We start from the raw sequence: 15,077 nt of genomic DNA, 5'->3' as shown, positions 1-15,077 counted from the left end.
CCGGGGCAGGCCCCCTCACTCCTCCAGGATCGCCAGGCCGAAGCCCTCGCGCCCGTAGCCGTTGCCGTTGTACAGCATGTAGCGGCGGCCCGCGTGGTCGAAGACGCAGGGGTAGGTCCGTTCCGTGTCCTCCCAGGGCTCGGGCGTGCCGACAAAGCGCAGGCCGTCGTCGTGCCGCTCCCAGGTCTCCCCGTCGGTGGAGCGGGCGAAGCCGAGGGCATAGCCGGGCCGACGCCGCGCGTACCACATCGACAGCGTGCCGTCCGGCTCGCGCAGCACGCAGGGACGGGAAACCGCGAACTCCCGGGGGTCGGCGGAACCGGCGAGCCCGACGACCACCCGGTCCGACGGCGTCCAGGTCATCAGGTCGGCGGAGCGCGCCTCCTTCACCACATGGACCATCTGCAGCCCCTCCGCTCCCCAGGAGAGGTGCGAGCCGAACCACATGCGCCAGCCGTCGCCGTCGCGGATCACCCAGGGATAGCCGATGGTGAGCGGGTTCTCCCGGCTGCGCCCGACGACCGGGACCGGCGAGGCGCGCTCGAAGCTCCCGCCCCCCTCCGGATCGCCCACGGCGGCACCGCCGATGGCCAGACCGATGAAGTTGGTGAACGGCACGGTCCGGAGCACCGTCCAGCCGAGATAGAAGCCGTACAGCCGACCGTCCCACGGAACGACGCAGCCCATGGTGACGCCGTCCGCGTCGAAGGCGCCCCGCGCGCCCGGCGACAGCAGCGGGCCAGGCGGCGAGCCGAGGGGCTCGACATGGTCGCCGTCCAGGCCGATGTCGATCGCCGCGACGGAGGAATGGTTGTCCGCGTCGCGCACGGAAAAGAAGACCCGGATCCGCTGACCGGACAGCGGCAGAACCGTGGGGTAGCTGGCGTGGCTGACGGCCCAAGGGACCTGCTGGGAACCGATGGCAGACCCGCCCTGCACCCGCCCCAGTGGCCGCCAGACGTTCCGGAAGGGAAGGTTCGTCATGCCTGTTCGATGCCCCCGGCCTGGACGCGGCGTCAGATGGACTTGAGGCGCGTGCTTTTGACGCGCCGCTCCTGCGTGTGGTCGGCCACCATGTGGACGCTTTCAGGCGCGGTGTCCTTGATGATCAGGCCGCCGGCGCCGACCAGCGTGAAGTCTCCCAGCGTGACGTGGTCCCGGATCGTCGCGTTCACCCCGACAAAGCAGTTCGCGCCGACCCGCACGCCGCCGGACACCACCACGTGGGACGTGATGAAGCTGTTGTCGCCGATGCTGCTGTGGTGCCCGATGTGGTTTCCGCTCCACAGGGTGACGTTGTCGCCGATCGTCACGAAGGGCTGGATGGTGTTGTCCTCAAGGATGAAGGCGTTTTCCCCGATGCGGTCGGTGTAGACCGTCGCCCGCGGGCTGATGTAGCTGGCAAGCCGGTAGCCGAGCGCCTTCAGGGCCGCGCATTTGGCGGCCCGCAGCCGGTTCATCGACTGGTAGGACAGCGCCACGAAGGCGTCGTGGCGGTCGGGCGGGAAACGCGCGGCCACCTCCTCCAGGGCGACGAGAGGACGGCCGAACCGTTCATCCCCGTCGCGGTAGGCGGCATCCACGACGAAGGCCACGACCTCCCGGCCGGCTTCCCGTGCGAAGTAGAAGTCGGCGAGTTCGGCGATGTCGCCGGCACCGAAGACGACGATGGGCCTCATGGGGTCTCCTCCGGGGCGGTGCGGACCAGCACCGTGAACTCGTACAGGCCGTAGTCGTGCCGCAGGGCCACATGGCGCCCGAACCGCCCGATGCACCAGTCGAGCATCTCCGACGGCGAGGCGTAGTAGAGCCTCGGGTCCATGCGGTCGCGGTCCGAATAGGCGGTCAGGACGTTGAAGGCGATGCCACGCCGGGCCCGTCCCGCCATGGTTTCGATGGTGGCGCGGACGAACGCGCGCCAGTCGTCGTCCGCGACGTCGAAGCGGACGTTGAAGATGCCGCTGGCGACGACGTAGTCGGCCTCGGCCGGGGCATCGCCCTCGTCGAACCGCACGCCGTCCAGGCCGGCCTGGACGGTGCGGGCGGTCCGGACCATCTCGGCGGAGATGTCGTAGCCATGGTACGGGTTCGCCCGCCCGGTGCGGCGCAGGTAGGCCGCCAGGGCCCCGTAACCGCATCCAAGCTCCGCGATGGTCCCCGAGGGATCGTCGCCGACCAGATCCAGGAGGCGGGCGAAGCGCAGTTCCTGGCTGCGCTCGTCCCTCCAGTCCACGCCACGGGCCGTGGCGCCGTGCGTCGCCAGCTTGCCGTCGTAATAGTCCGCGATGCGGTGGAGCAGGGGGGAGCGCGTCATGACCGGACCTCTTCCAAAGCAGGGCTGACCCGATGGACCGAGGCCACGATGGCGCGCGGCCGCCGTTTCACCTCCAGGAAGATCGTCCCGATGTAGATGGCCAGCAGGCCGTTGACGAAGGTCAGGAAGCCGCAGAACAGGACCAGCGCCACCATCACCGACGTCCAGCCCGGCACCCCGATCCCGGTGATGAAGTAGCGCGCGATCAGGGCGACGATGGCAACCAGGGCGCCGGCACTGACCAGGATACCCGCCAGGAACACCCCGATCAGCGGTGCGATGGAAAAGGACGTGATCGACATCAGGAAGAGGCGCAGCAGCTTCTTGACGGTGTAGGAGGTCGGCGAGCGCGAATCCTTGTGGATCGGAAACGGGATCTGGCGGAATCCCGCCACGTGCATGATGCCGACCAGGAAGATCTCCCGCTCCTCGAAGGAGAGCAGCGCATCGACATACCGTCGCGTCATCAGCCGGGCCGTCGCGACGTCGCGCGGGAAATCGAGGTCGCTGAGGATGTTGAGCAGGCGGTAGAAACCGTTGCGGCAGGCTTGGTAGAACGGATTGCCCTTCGGCCGGATCTGAATCCCGTAGACCACCTCCGCCCGCTTCCCGGTCAGCACCCGATGGAAGTCCACGGCCCAGAGCGGATCCTCCTCGAGGTCGCCGTCCATGACCATGACCAGGTCGCCCGTGGCGATGCCGAGCCCCGTCCACAGGGCCTTGTGCTGCCCGAAGTTCCGCGACAGGTCGACGACGACGACGTGGGGGTCGCGCTCGGCCAGGGCGAGGGCGACGTCGAGCCCGTCGTCGGGCGACCCGTCGTTGACGAACACGACCTCGTGCTCGAAGCCCAGCCGGAGAGCCGCTTCCGCGGCCCGTGCGGCGAAAGGCTCGATGTCGCCGGCGGTGCGGTAGATTGTCGTGACAAAGGAAAGCTTCACGGAGACGCGACCTCGGCAAGGGGGCGGCAGTGGGCGGCGGCATCGGGGCCGAGCGCAAAGAGGACGTCGATCACCGAAACGGCGTGGTCGAAGGCGGGACCGCGCTGCGGATAAACCGGATAGGGACCGTAGCCCATCCAGTCCACCGCGATCCCGGCCTCCTCGAAGGGAGCCTCGTCCAGATAGTCGCGCGCCGACGGCCCGGACAGGTAGCGGGTGGCGCCCACCTTGCGGCAGATGTCCAGGAGCCGATCCCCGCGCCGCCCCTGCGCGTCAAGCGCACGATCGCGGACGATCTTCGTCGCAAGGCCGAGCCGGCGCACCAGCGCGGTGAGGAACAGCTCGTTCACCTCGGTCAGGAGCGTGAGACGGTCCGCCTGCTCGTACAAGGCCTTCAGAGCGGGCGCCTCTTCGGCGAAGAAGGGCGCGCGCCGGTAGGCAAGTTCGATGGAACGCCAGTGCTTCTCGGCCCAGGGCTCGGCAAAACCGACCTCCTCGATCGGCTGCTCGAAGCGCGACTTCGTCACGACCGGAATGGTCAGCCAGATCGGCCCTCCCGGCGTCATGATGCGGTTGCGGTTGTGCCAGTGCCTCTTGGCGTACTGGGCGCCGTCCAGGATGACGTGGAGATCGGTCCGACCGACCAGGTCGAAGAAGCCCTTCCATGGAATGTAGCAGGACTGGATGATCGAAACCTTCATCGGCTCCCCGTTGACTGGCGCGTGGCGTCGCTCTGGCGGTGTCCGCGGCTCCAATGGTATGAAGCCGACGTTTCCGGGCGGGTGGACCGATCCGTCCGACGGCAAACCCTGACCATCTCCCAGGCCATCTCCCGGTCACCCTCCCAGGTCAACCTCATGCCCCATTATCTCTTCATCGCCGGTACGCTGCTCTTCACCCTGTACGGCCAACTGATCATTAAAGCCCGTGCGGGGGTGCTGGCAAGCAACGAGAGCGGGCACGCCGGTTCTTATCTCCTGCGCATGCTGCTCGATCCGCTGGTGATCAGCGGCTTTGCGGCGGCCGGTCTGGCGGCCCTGTGCTGGATGCTCGCCGTGCGTTCGCTCCCCGTCGCCCACGCCTATCCCTTCATGGCCCTGAGCTTCGTTCTGGTGCCGGGCGGGGCCGTCCTGTTCCTGGGCGAGACGATCAACGCGATGCAGGCGGTCGGCTTGGTCCTGATCGTGGCCGGCGTGGCCATCAACACGGTGTTCCGTTGACCGCGCCGCCCGTGCCGGGGGGAGGGCCGGCCCAGGGACACCGCGTGTGCCCGGCCTGCGGCGCGCCGGTTCCCATCCTGCGCGGGGAACCCCTGTGGCCGGCGGGCTGGCGCTGCCCCGACTGCGGCCATGGCGTTGCGGTGGCTGACGGCATCCCGCTGTTCGCCCCGGAACTGGCCGATACCGTGTCGGGAATCGATCCGGCCGGCTTCGAGGCGCTCCGGGTTCAGGAGGGCCGGCACTTCTGGTTCCGCACCCGCAACCGCCTTCTGACCGGGTTGGTCGACCGCTTTTTCCCGCAGGCGCGGAGCTTCCTGGAGGTTGGTTGCGGCAACGGCGCCGTTCTGGAAGCCGTGGGCCGGCTGCGGTCCTGGGAGCGGCTGGTGGGGAGCGAGCTGCACCCGTCCGGGCTGGTGTACGCTCGCCCGCGCCTCGGCGCCGCGACCGAGTTCCTGCAGATGGACGCCCGGCGGATTCCGGTTCGGCACACCTTCGATCTGGTGGGCGCCTTCGACGTGATCGAGCATGTGGAGGAGGATGAGGCCGTGCTGGCCGAAATGGCCGGCGCCGCCGTTCCGGGGGGCGGCGCGATCGTCACCGTCCCCCAGCATCCTTTCCTGTGGAGCGAGACCGATGCGGTCGCGCACCACGTGCGCCGCTACCGGCGCGGTGAGCTTGAACGGAAGCTGGGCAAGGCCGGCTTCGAGATCGTCTTCTCGACGTCCTTCGTGGCCCTGCTGCTGCCGCTTCTGCTCGCATCCCGCCTGATGTCCGGCCTGCGCCCGGCCGGGCGCGCCGCCCACACGGCGGAATTCGCGATTTCGCCGGGCATGAATCGCCTGCTAGGCGCCGTCACCGATGCCGAAGTGGCCCTGTCGCTGCGCGGTGCCCCCTGGCCCGCCGGCGGAAGCCGCGTGGTGGTTGCCCGCAAGCGCGCCTGAGCGGGGCGTCACGGCCATCCGGCCGTCAGAGGCCGGCCGTCAGAGGATCGCCTCAAGGTGGTGGCTGACGCGTTCGATGACGCGGTCCACGGCGTCGCCCATCTTCGGGTAGAGAGGCAGCCGGAACAGCCGCGCGCTGACATCCTGCGTCACCGGCAGGTCGCCGCACGCCCGGCCGAAGCGTTGCCCGGCGGGGGCGGAATGAAGCGGGACATAATGGAAAGGCGCGTGGATCCGGTCGTCCAGCAGGCGGGCGATCATCTCCTGGCGGGCCTCCAGGCTCGGCATCAGGAGGTAGTAAAGATGCGCGTTGTGCGTGCAGTGCGGCGGAATGAAGGGGAGCCCAACACCGCGATGCCGGTAGCCGGCGAAAGCGGCGTCGTAGCGCATCCAGTTCGCCATCCGCTCCGCCTGGATCGCGTCGGCCCGCTCCAGCTGGCCATAGAGGAACGACGCGATCAACTCGCCCGGCAGGTAGGAGGAGCCCGTGTCGACCCAGGTGTATTTGTCGACCTGACCACGGAAGAACTGCTTCCGGTTGGTGCCCTTGTCGCGGATGATCTCCGCCCGGTCGGCGTAGGTCCGGTCCCGCAGAAGCAGGGCGCCGCCCTCTCCCGCGATGATGTTCTTCGTCTCGTGGAAGCTGAAGGTCGCCAGATCGCCGATCGCCCCGGCCGATTGCCCCCGGTATTTGGAGCCGAAGGCGTGCGCCGCGTCCTCGACCACGGCCAGCCCCTGGCGCCGGGCGATGGCGCAGATCGCGTCCATCTCGGCCACCACGCCGGCATAATGGACCACGCAGATGGCCTTGGTCCGAGGAGTGATCGCGTCGGCGATCAAAGCCTCGTCGATGTTCAGGGTGTCGGGCCGGATGTCCACGAACACCGGCACCCCGCCCCGCAGCACGACCGCGTTCGCGGTCGAGACGAAGGTGAAGGACGGCATGATGACCTCATCGCCCGGCCCGACGTCGAGGAGGATCGCGGCCATTTCCAACGCGGCCGTGCAGGAATGGGTCAGCAGGGCGGCCTGGGTACCGGTGAATTCCGATAGCCATCCGTGGCACAGACGCGTGTAATGCCCATCTCCGGCCAATTGGCCCCGGTCGATGGCATCCCGGATCAGGTCGAGTTCCCGGCCGGCGGCAACCGGCAGATTGAAGGGAACCTTCATCCGAGCCTCCGCATGGAAACCCAGCCGTTCACGTGTGGGGGGAAATACGGTTCCGCACCAACGGAACAAAAGATGAACATATCTGTGAATCCCCCTGCATGAAAGGAATGCCGATGGAATGCGCCTACCGCTTCCGCTTCTACCCGACGCCGGAGCAGGCTGATCTGCTGAACCGGACATTCGGCTGCGTGCGCGTGGTCTACAACCGCGCCCGCGCCCTGCGGGAGGCGGCGTGGGCCGAGCGCAAGGAGCGGTGCGGCTTCAAGCAGACCAACGCCATGCTGACGGCGCTGAAAAAGCTGCCGGGGTTCGCGTGGTTGAACGCGGTGTCCAGCGTCCCGCTTCAGCAGGCGCTTCGCCATCTCGACACGGCGTACCGCAACTTCTTCCAGCGGCACGCCCGCTCCCCGCAGTTCCGCCGCAAGGACGGGCCGCAGTCGGCAGAGTTCACCAAGTCGGCGTTCCGGTACCGGGATGGCACGCTGACGCTGGCGAAGATGGCCGAGCCGTTGGCCGTGGTGTGGTCCCGCGCGCTTCCCAGCGCGCCCAGCACGGTCACGGTGACGCGCGAGGCGGATGGACGCTGGTACGTGTCCTGCCGTGTCATAACTCACGCCGAACCGCTGACCGGTGGGGCCGAAGTCGGCATAGACTTGGGGCTGAAGGACTTGGCCGTCCTCAGCACTGGAGAAAAAATCGCCAACCCGCGCCACCTCGCCAAGCGCCGGAAGCGGCTGATCCGTGAGCAACGTCGTCTCGCGCGCAAACAGAAAGGATCCAAGAACCGGGCGAAGGCGCGCCTCAAGGTCGCCCGCGCTTATGCCGCCGTGCGCCATGCGCGGCATGACTTCCTGCACAAGCTGTCGCGACGGCTGGTCAACGAAAACCAAGTGATCGCTGTTGAAAATCTGTCGGTGAGGGGAATGCTGAAGGCCAAGCGCCACAGCCGCTCCATCGCCGATGCGGGATGGGGGGAACTGATCCGTATGCTGACGTACAAGGCCGCGTGGTACGGACGGACGCTGGTCAAGATCGACCGCTTCTATCCGTCCACAAAAACCTGCGGCACGTGCGGGACGACCGGGCATACATTGACGCTGGCGGATCGCGACTGGACGTGCCCCGACTGCGGCGCGCACCACGACCGCGACCACAACGCCGCGCGCAACATACTGGCCGCCGGACTGGCGGTTGCAGCCTGTGGAGAGGGTGTCAGTCTCGGGGTGCTTCGGCATTCTGGGCAGTCCTCGGTGAAGCAGGAACCCGCGCCGTGAAGCTCGGGAATCCCGGCCCTTCGGGGCCGGGAGGATGTCAACGGTCGAACATCCTCATCGCTGCCGAGCAGCAAACGGGACCAATCGCGTTCACCTGGCCGGCTCCGTTGCTTTCACGCACTCCGCGGCCCTTCCGCGTGCCCCGTGTATAGCTTGTCCTTGGAGGCGTTCCCACCTTTTCAGAAGGGCCGCGCCATGCCCTGTCCGGCCGTATCAGACGACATCGGCAAAGCCCCTGCGGGTCTTCGTGAACCAAGCATAGCCAAGCCAGGCGATGACCCAGGCCGCCAGCGTGACCAGGCCCCAGTCGACCAAGGACGGGATCCGGCCCCAGAACAGCAGGTCCTTCGACTGCTCCAGGATCGGGGTCAGCGGATTGAGATGAATGAACAGGCGGAACCGCTCCGGCACCGCGGAGACCGGGTAGAAGATCGGGCTGAGGAACATCAGCACCGTGATGCCGACGCCCACCACCTGCCGGATGTCGCGCAGGAAAACGCCCGCCGAGGACAGGAACCAGGACAATCCCAAAGCCATCAGGGACAGCGGCAGGATGACCAGCGGCAGCAGCAGCACCGTTGCCGGAGGCAGGCCCAGGAACAGCAGGTGGAACAGCAGCAGGATGACCAGCCCGATCCCGGCGTTGGCGAGCGCCACCGTCAGCACGACCACCGGCAGGATCTCCAACGGGAAGACCACCTTCTTGATGTAGCTGGCGTTTTCCAGCAGCAGCCCGGGCGCGCGGCTCACGCAGTCGGACAGGATCGTGAACAGGATCAGCCCGGAGAAGAGCAGGAGGGCGAACTGCGGGCTGCCGCCCTCGCCGGTTCCCCAGCGGGCCTGGAAGACGGTGGTGAAGACGAAGGTGTAGACGCCCAGCATCAACAGCGGGTTGATGACCGCCCACAGCATCCCCAGCAGGGACCCTTGGTAGCGGGCGACCAGTTCCCGTTTGGCCAGACGCGCGATCAGGCTCCGGTGGTGCCAGACGGTGCGGAACATGGCGGACGGACCGGCGCCGAACCCCGCGCCCAGAGGATTCGCAGAGGGCGTGATCAGCAAGCTTCAGGATTCCCTTCTTTCAGTGGCGCGACCATAGCGACCGTCGCCCCGGGGTTCAAGGTCGGGGGCCGGCCCCATCCCGCAAGGCGGCGGCCAGCTGCGGCGCGGTGACCGGAAGGGCGTAGCGTTCCTCCACCAGCCGCCGGCCGGCCGCCCCCATGCGGGCGCGCAACTCCGAGTCGGCGGCCAGCCGGCCGAGGGCGTCGGCCCAGGCGTCCTCGCCTTCGGCCAGGAAGCCATTCACCCCATGCCGCACCAGGCTGGTGTTGACGCCGACCGGAGAGGCGACGACCGGCCGGCCTGCCGCCATGTACTGGATCAGCTTGTAGCCGCACTTGCCGCGTTCCCACGGGCTGTCCGGCAGGGGCATGATGCCGATGTCGACGTGGCCCAGCTCCTCGGTCTCGCTCTCCTCGCGCCAGGGCACGCAGGCCGCCGGCACGGGCAGGGGCGCCGGCAGAGTGGCTTCGGACGCCCCGATGACCCGCAGCCGCACCGCCGTCCCGAGCCGGGCGAGCGCCCCGCCGACCATGCCGAGATAGCGCGCCGTGGACGGCGAACCGATCCACCCCACGGTCGCCGGGCCGTCAGACGTGCCGGGGAAGGGAAGCAGCGGGTAGCGCGCGGGATCCACCACCGTCGGCAGCAAGCGGACGTCGGGGCAGCCGGCGCCGCGCGCCCAGTCGGCCAGATAAGGGTTGCCGGCCAGCACGATCCGCGCGTTGCGGGCGAGCGTCGCGAACTTGCCGCCAAGCAGCGCCCGCACCGGCGCCAGCCGGTGGCCGGCGTAGCGTTCGAACCAGGCGTCGTCGATGTCCATGACGTAGGGAACGCGGCCGAGCCCCGCCGCGGCTTCGGCCGCGAAGGGCAGCCAGGGCAGGGCCTCCTTCTCCAGCCAGACCAGGTCGTGGCGCCGCGACGCCCGCAGCGCCGCGACGCGCCGGGCGTAGGCGGCGGCGATCCGGCGCCGGTCGGCCGGTCCCCCGCCATAGAGTCTGCGCAGGTACTCGTCGTCGAGCAGCGGGGCTTCGGTCACCCGGAAGCCCGCGTCGCGCAAGGCCGGCAGGTAGGCGAGGAAGCGCAGCCGGCTGCTCGCTCCAAGCCGGCCGTAGCGGCTCAGCATCAGGACCGAGAGACCGGTCACCGCGACCGATTCCGGTACCGTCCGTTCCGTTGGGCGCGGTGTTTGGCCGTCATGGAGACTGGGTGGAGTTTCCGTTGGGGAGGTGGTGGGACCGGTGGTCTGGGCGGGCGGGCTGGAATGTTGTCGCGACCGGGCAGGGGAAAGCGCTTGGAGTCTTGTCGCGTCCCCCCACGGTGATGGTCAGCGCATGAGCTGCGCCATCTTGCGCTCCGGAATCGGCGGCGGCGAGGGGTGCAGGAGAAGGCCATGCTCCTCCACATCCACCCGCGCGTCGGGGTAGACGGCAAGCGCCAGTTGCAGAGCCTCGATGAAGCGCTTCCGGAAATCGCGCAACCGGGCATAGCCGGCGCCGAACTGTTCGAACACCGCCGGCCAGGTGATGGTCGTCGATTTGCTCAGGCTGTGCAGCCGGTAAGCCAGCCAGATGTAAATATCGATGCTCGTGCTGTTGTTCTGGATGTGCCGCAGCGCCGGTTCCCAAATGGGCACCGGATGAGCCTTCAGTTCGCGGAAGAAAGCCTCGGAGAGCAGGACGCGGTCTTCCCACAGCGAGCCTTGCGGAGAATTGTGCTCCGACGAGAAATGGATGCCGCCCTTGACGATCGAGTCCTTCTCGAAGCCCAGGCTGTTGGCATCTTCCCAGGCGAAGGTCAGGTTGCAGGCGGCGATGCGCGAGGCTTGTTCCCGGATGTCGCGGTAGGTCTGGCCGCCCACGGACAGGCCCATGCGGTCCAGCCAGTCGTGCATGCTGCGGCCCAGTTCGACTTCGCGGCTGTCGGTCTGGAGCGCGCGGGTCTGCAGATAAAGCAGGATCATCCGTGCGCGGCTTCCATAAGGAACGCCGTAGAGCTTGAAACCGCCGCCGCGGACTGGCAGTCGACCGGGCTCGATCAGCAGACGAATCCGGTGGCCTCGCCTTTCCCAAGGCTGGTCGTCGGGCAGGCGGCGATGCGGAAGAGCGGTCAAGGCAAAGCCTGAATAGGTAATGCCCAGCTCTTGCCGTTCTTCCTCCAAGACCGCCGCAGCGATGTCGATCAGCGAGCGCTGCTCCGGATCGGTCTGGAGTGCTTTCGCCTGCTCGCGACCCACCTGACTGATCAGGCGATGCAACTGGCCCATAGCGCGCTGTTCTCGCCGTTTGTTCCAGGTCAACTTAGGTTTCGATCCATAACACGGCAGGTAGACGGCGGCAATTTGGAATCTTGTCGCGCAGACTATTTGTAAGGTTATTAGATTCACCTATTTGTTTGAGCGACAAGACTCCAGTAGAGAATCGCGAGTCGCGCGACAAGAGTCCAGGAATCCCGCGACAAAACTCCAGGGGATAACCCGTTCCACCTGTGGACGCTTGGGGTGACGCGACAAAACTCCAGATTTAGCCTTGCGAATCGCGGGTTTGCGGCGAATCGGGCGCTCCGGCGATTCGCCGCGCGACTCGCCGGAGCGGGAAGTGGGCCGGAAAGCGGTCTTGTCGGGCGGAACATTCCGCGCCGGCGGTTCCGCCGGGCGGGGGAGGCGGGGCCGGGGGCGCGACAAGACTCCAACCCTCTCAGGCCCCCCTCCAACCCCGGCCCAGCCCCGGTGACGGCCGGCGTCAGGCGAAGAAGCGGCGCCGGAAATCGTCGATCGTGCGCGCCAGCCCCTCGCGCAGCGGCACCGTCGGCTCCCAGTCCAGCAGGTTCTTGGCCTTGGTGATGTCCGGGCGGCGCTGCCGGGGATCGTCCTGGGGCAGCGGGCGGTGCTCGATCACCGAGCGCGAGCCGGTCAGCGCGATCACCTGCTCGGCCAACTCCAGCATGGTGAATTCGCCGGGGTTGCCGATGTTGATGGGGCCGGTGATCGCGGGGTCGCTGTCCATCAGCCGCACCATGCCGTCGATCAGGTCGTCGACGTAGCAGAAGGAGCGGGTCTGCGCGCCGTCGCCGTAGACCGTGATCGGTTCGCCCCGCAGCGCCTGCATGATGAAGTTGGAGACGACGCGGCCGTCGTTGGGGTGCATGCGCGGCCCGTAGGTGTTGAAGATGCGCATCACCTTGATCGCCAGCCGGTGCTGGCGGTGGTAGTCGAAGAACAGCGTCTCGGCGCAGCGCTTGCCCTCGTCGTAGCAGGAGCGCGGGCCGATCGGGTTGACGTTGCCCCAGTATTCCTCCGGCTGCGGGTGGACGACGGGGTCGCCGTAGACCTCGCTGGTCGAGGCCTGGAGGATGCGGGCGTTCAGGCGCTTGGCCAGTCCCAGCATGTTGATGGCGCCGTGGACGCTGGTCTTGGTCGTCTGCACGGGGTCGTGCTGGTAGTGCACCGGGGAGGCCGGGCAGGCGAGGTTGTAGATCTCGTCCACCTCCACATAGAGCGGGAAGGTGACGTCGTGCCGGATCGCCTCGAAATGCGGGTTGCCCAGCAGGTGCGTGATGTTGCTCCGCGACCCGGTGAAATAGTTGTCGGCGCACAGCACCTCGTCGCCGCGCGCCAGCAGGCGTTCGCACAGGTGCGAGCCGAGGAAGCCGGCGCCGCCGGTCACCAGGACGCGTCGATTGTAGCTGCGAATTCCGGCCATGGGGCCCCTCTCGGCAACGGTTTGGACCATTCCGGCGGCGCCGTCGTCGGGGGTGGCGGCCGGGACTCCGAGGGGGAGGAATGCGCGCGCCTGCGGCCGGATGTCCAGATTTTTGGGCCGCGATATTTTGCGGGCGGGTCAGGCGTCCAGGATGCCCCGGGCGCGCAGGTCCTCAACCACCCGCAGAGCGAGCGTGTCGGCGTCCTCCGCCGTGGTGTCGAGCCGCAGGTCCGGCGCGTCTGGCCGCTCGTAGGGGGAGTCGACGCCGGTAAAGTCGCGCAAGCTCCCGGACCGCGCCTTGGCATAGAGCCCCTTAGGGTCGCGCCGCATACACTCCTCCAGCGGCGTGTCCACGAACACCTCCAGGAACAGGCCGTCCGGGAACAGGGCGCGCAGGGCCTCCCGCTCGGCTCGGAAGGGGGTGATGAAGGCGCACAGCACGATCAGCCTGGCCTCCGTCATCAGCTTTGCCACCTCGCCCACGCGCCGGATGTTCTCGACCCGGTCGGCGACGGTGAAGCCCAGGTCGCGGTTGAGCCCCAGCCGGACGTTGTCGCCGTCCAGCATCATGGTGTGGTGGCCGAGCGCGTGCAGCCGCCGCTCCACCCGGTTGGCGATGGTGGACTTGCCGGCGCCGGACAGGCCGGTGAACCACAGGACCGCTGGGCGCTGCCGCTTGGCCGCGGCGCGCTCCGCCGCCGCTACGGCCAGCTCCTGGCGGTGCACGTTGGCGGTGCGGCGCAGCGGGTGCAGGATCATCCCGGCGCCGACCGTCCGGTTGGAGAAGCGGTCCACCAGGATGAAGGAGCCGGTGCGGCGGTTCGCCGCATAGACGTCGAAAGCGAGCGGCGCCGCTGTGGACAGGTTGCACAGCCCGACCGCGTTCATTGCCAGCGTCGCGGCGGCGGTGTGCTCCAGCGACTCCACATTCACCGCGTGGCGGAGCGCGGTGACGGTCGCCGGCACCCAGCGGGCCCCGGCCCGCAGTAGCTAGGAGCGGCCGGGGATCAGCGGCTCCTCCGCCATCCACAGCAGGTGCGCGGCGAACTGGTCGGCCACCTCCGGCTCTTCTTCCGGGGCGGCCAGCAGGTCGCCGCGCGCGGCGTCCACCGCCGCCTCCAACGTCACGGTCACCGCGTCGCCGGCCCGCGCCAGCGGCCGATCGCCGTCGAAGGTTACGATGCGGGCGACCCGCGCGCGCAGTTCCGCGACAGCGGAACAAAACTTGAACATGGAGGTCACTCCTAGTACATACAAGGCATGGTGACACCGGTGGAATGCGCCTACCGCTTTCGCTTCTATCCAACGCCGGAGCAGGCCGATCTGCTGAACCGGACGTTCGGGTGCGTGCGCGTGGTCTACAACCGGGCCCGCGCGATGCGGGAGGCGGCGTGGACGGAGCGCACAGAACGGTGCGGCTTTCCCCAGACGAACGCGATGCTGACGGCGCTGAAGAGGCTGCCGGAGTTCGTCTGGCTGAACGACGTGTCCAGCGTCCCGCTTCAGCAGGCGTTGCGCCATTTGGACACCGCTTACCGCAACTTCTTCCAGCGCCGTGCGCGGTACCCGCAGGTCCGCCGCAAGGACGGGCCGCAGTCCGCCGAATTCACGAAGTCGGCGTTCACCTACCGGGACGGAAAACTGAAGCTGGCGAAAATGACCGAACCGCTGATCGTGGTGTGGTCGCGCGCGCTGCCCAGCGAGCCGAGCACGGTCACTGTGACGCGGGAAGCGGACGGCCGTTGGTACGTGGCCTGCCGCGTCGTCGTCCTTGCCGAGCGGTTGGAAGGCGGGGGCGCGATTGGCATCGACCTTGGCCTGACGAACTTGGCCGTCCTCAGCACCGGGGAGACGATCACCAACCCGCGCCATCTGGCGAAGCGGCACAAGCGGCTGGTCCGCGAACAGCGCCGCCTCGCGCGCAAACGGAAAGGCTCGAAGAACCGGGCGAAGGCACGCTTCAGGGTTGCCCGCGCCCATGCCGCCGTGCGCCATGCACGGCAAGACTTCCTGCACCACCTCAGCACGCGGCTGATCCGTGACAACCAAACGATCTGCATCGAGGACCTGTCGGTGACGGGCCTGCTGAGAGCTAAGCGGCACAGCCGGGCGATCGCCGATGCGGGATGGGGTGAGTTAATTCGCCAGTTGACCTACAAAGCCGCGTGGTATGGGCGGACGCTGGTCAAGGTGGGCCGCTTCTTCCCGTCCACGAAGACGTGCAGCGTGTGCGGGACCACGGGACATGCGCTCACCTTGGCGGATCGCGACTGGGCGTGCCCGGACTGCGGCGCGCACCACGACCGCGACCACAACGCCGCGCGCAACATTTTGGCCGCCGGACTGGCGGTGACCGCCTGTGGAGAGGGTGTCAGTCTCGGGGTGCTTCGGCATTCTGGGCAGTCCTCGGTGAAGCAGGAACCTGCGCCGTGAGGCTCGGGAATCCGCCGCCTT

The 15,077-nt window shown here is 68.0% G+C and carries 16 protein-coding genes; 4 read left to right on the top strand and 12 right to left on the bottom strand.

Annotated elements, in window-relative coordinates:
* Positions 1-15: 15 nt before the first annotated feature.
* From M2351_RS27055 to M2351_RS27035, 5 genes are read right to left on the bottom strand one after another with little or no spacing between them, the layout of a single operon-like run.
* Positions 16-984, bottom strand: a complete 969-nt coding sequence (locus M2351_RS27055; protein ID WP_264659153.1) for a glycoside hydrolase family protein — start codon at positions 982-984, stop codon at positions 16-18.
* A gap of 32 nt (positions 985-1,016) precedes the next feature.
* On the bottom strand, positions 1,017-1,679 hold the full coding sequence (locus tag M2351_RS27050; protein WP_264659152.1) for an acetyltransferase: 663 nt from the start codon (positions 1,677-1,679) through the stop codon (positions 1,017-1,019).
* The gene (locus M2351_RS27045) at positions 1,676-2,314 is read right to left on the bottom strand and encodes a class I SAM-dependent methyltransferase (RefSeq protein WP_264659151.1); all 639 of its coding nucleotides are present in this window, start codon (positions 2,312-2,314) and stop codon (positions 1,676-1,678) included. Before M2351_RS27045 ends, M2351_RS27050 begins: the two co-directional genes overlap by 4 nt.
* Positions 2,311-3,255: a glycosyltransferase family 2 protein gene (locus M2351_RS27040; protein ID WP_264659150.1), complete on the bottom strand. Its 945-nt coding sequence runs from the start codon at positions 3,253-3,255 to the stop codon at positions 2,311-2,313. The genes M2351_RS27045 and M2351_RS27040 overlap by 4 nt, the downstream gene beginning before the upstream one ends.
* Complete coding sequence (locus M2351_RS27035) at positions 3,252-3,956, bottom strand: WbqC family protein (RefSeq protein WP_264659149.1); 705 nt, start codon at positions 3,954-3,956, stop codon at positions 3,252-3,254. The genes M2351_RS27040 and M2351_RS27035 overlap by 4 nt, the downstream gene beginning before the upstream one ends.
* Positions 3,957-4,112: 156 nt before the next feature.
* Between M2351_RS27035 and M2351_RS27030 the strand changes: the two genes are divergently transcribed.
* Together M2351_RS27030 and M2351_RS27025 are read left to right on the top strand one after the other, a co-directional pair.
* Entirely contained in the window at positions 4,113-4,475 is a 363-nt protein-coding gene (locus tag M2351_RS27030) for an EamA family transporter (protein ID WP_264659148.1), read from the top strand.
* Positions 4,472-5,416, top strand: a complete 945-nt coding sequence (locus M2351_RS27025; protein ID WP_264659147.1) for a methyltransferase domain-containing protein — start codon at positions 4,472-4,474, stop codon at positions 5,414-5,416. Before M2351_RS27030 ends, M2351_RS27025 begins: the two co-directional genes overlap by 4 nt.
* 39 nt (positions 5,417-5,455) lie before the next feature.
* Here the strand turns inward: M2351_RS27025 and rffA are convergent, their stop codons facing one another.
* Positions 5,456-6,589 carry a dTDP-4-amino-4,6-dideoxygalactose transaminase gene (gene rffA, locus M2351_RS27020; RefSeq protein WP_264659146.1) on the bottom strand — a complete coding sequence of 378 codons (1,134 nt, stop codon included), beginning with the start codon at positions 6,587-6,589 and terminating at the stop codon, positions 5,456-5,458.
* A gap of 32 nt (positions 6,590-6,621) precedes the next feature.
* On the opposite strand from rffA, the gene M2351_RS27015 reads away from it, so the two are divergent.
* The gene (locus M2351_RS27015) at positions 6,622-7,863 is read left to right on the top strand and encodes an RNA-guided endonuclease InsQ/TnpB family protein (protein ID WP_264659145.1); all 1,242 of its coding nucleotides are present in this window, start codon (positions 6,622-6,624) and stop codon (positions 7,861-7,863) included.
* Positions 7,864-8,076: 213 nt separating this feature from the next.
* Here M2351_RS27015 and M2351_RS27010 read toward each other — a convergent pair whose 3' ends face one another.
* From M2351_RS27010 to M2351_RS45000, 6 genes are all read right to left on the bottom strand, one after another.
* Positions 8,077-8,925, bottom strand: coding sequence for an ABC transporter permease (locus M2351_RS27010; RefSeq protein ID WP_264659144.1), 849 nt, complete (start codon positions 8,923-8,925; stop codon positions 8,077-8,079).
* A 55-nt stretch (positions 8,926-8,980) separates the two neighbouring features.
* A complete protein-coding gene (locus tag M2351_RS27005) occupies positions 8,981-10,069 on the bottom strand; it encodes a glycosyltransferase family 4 protein (RefSeq protein ID WP_264659143.1) in 1,089 nt (362 codons plus the stop codon).
* A 180-nt stretch (positions 10,070-10,249) separates the two neighbouring features.
* Positions 10,250-11,188, bottom strand: coding sequence for a replication protein RepA (locus tag M2351_RS27000; protein ID WP_264659142.1), 939 nt, complete (start codon positions 11,186-11,188; stop codon positions 10,250-10,252).
* A gap of 475 nt (positions 11,189-11,663) precedes the next feature.
* The gene (locus tag M2351_RS26995) at positions 11,664-12,623 is read right to left on the bottom strand and encodes a UDP-glucuronic acid decarboxylase family protein (RefSeq protein WP_264659141.1); all 960 of its coding nucleotides are present in this window, start codon (positions 12,621-12,623) and stop codon (positions 11,664-11,666) included.
* 138 nt (positions 12,624-12,761) lie between these two features.
* On the bottom strand, positions 12,762-13,610 hold the full coding sequence (cysC, locus tag M2351_RS26990) for an adenylyl-sulfate kinase (RefSeq protein ID WP_406567447.1): 849 nt from the start codon (positions 13,608-13,610) through the stop codon (positions 12,762-12,764).
* Positions 13,611-13,613: 3 nt separating this feature from the next.
* Positions 13,614-13,856: a hypothetical protein gene (locus tag M2351_RS45000; protein WP_319801928.1), complete on the bottom strand. Its 243-nt coding sequence runs from the start codon at positions 13,854-13,856 to the stop codon at positions 13,614-13,616.
* Positions 13,857-13,895: 39 nt separating this feature from the next.
* Here M2351_RS45000 and M2351_RS26985 point away from each other — a divergent pair, with 39 nt between their 5' ends.
* On the top strand, positions 13,896-15,056 hold the full coding sequence (locus M2351_RS26985) for an RNA-guided endonuclease InsQ/TnpB family protein (protein ID WP_264659140.1): 1,161 nt from the start codon (positions 13,896-13,898) through the stop codon (positions 15,054-15,056).
* Positions 15,057-15,077: the final 21 nt, after the last annotated feature.

Source organism: Azospirillum canadense, assembly GCF_025961225.1.
Classification (GTDB): domain Bacteria; phylum Pseudomonadota; class Alphaproteobacteria; order Azospirillales; family Azospirillaceae; genus Azospirillum; species Azospirillum canadense.
Note: the sequence above shows the minus strand (reverse complement) of the source record. Positions and strands in the feature narration are given on the sequence as shown.

Coding starts and splice junctions, on each gene's coding strand:
- M2351_RS27055 (WP_264659153.1), bottom strand. CDS start 984: ATGACGAACCTTCCCTTCCGGAACGTCTGGCGGCCACTGGGGCGGGTG.
- M2351_RS27050 (WP_264659152.1), bottom strand. CDS start 1,679: ATGAGGCCCATCGTCGTCTTCGGTGCCGGCGACATCGCCGAACTCGCC.
- M2351_RS27045 (WP_264659151.1), bottom strand. CDS start 2,314: ATGACGCGCTCCCCCCTGCTCCACCGCATCGCGGACTATTACGACGGC.
- M2351_RS27035 (WP_264659149.1), bottom strand. CDS start 3,956: ATGAAGGTTTCGATCATCCAGTCCTGCTACATTCCATGGAAGGGCTTC.
- M2351_RS27030 (WP_264659148.1), top strand. CDS start 4,113: ATGCCCCATTATCTCTTCATCGCCGGTACGCTGCTCTTCACCCTGTAC.
- rffA (WP_264659146.1), bottom strand. CDS start 6,589: ATGAAGGTTCCCTTCAATCTGCCGGTTGCCGCCGGCCGGGAACTCGAC.
- M2351_RS27000 (WP_264659142.1), bottom strand. CDS start 11,188: ATGGGCCAGTTGCATCGCCTGATCAGTCAGGTGGGTCGCGAGCAGGCG.
- M2351_RS26995 (WP_264659141.1), bottom strand. CDS start 12,623: ATGGCCGGAATTCGCAGCTACAATCGACGCGTCCTGGTGACCGGCGGC.
- M2351_RS45000 (WP_319801928.1), bottom strand. CDS start 13,856: ATGTTCAAGTTTTGTTCCGCTGTCGCGGAACTGCGCGCGCGGGTCGCC.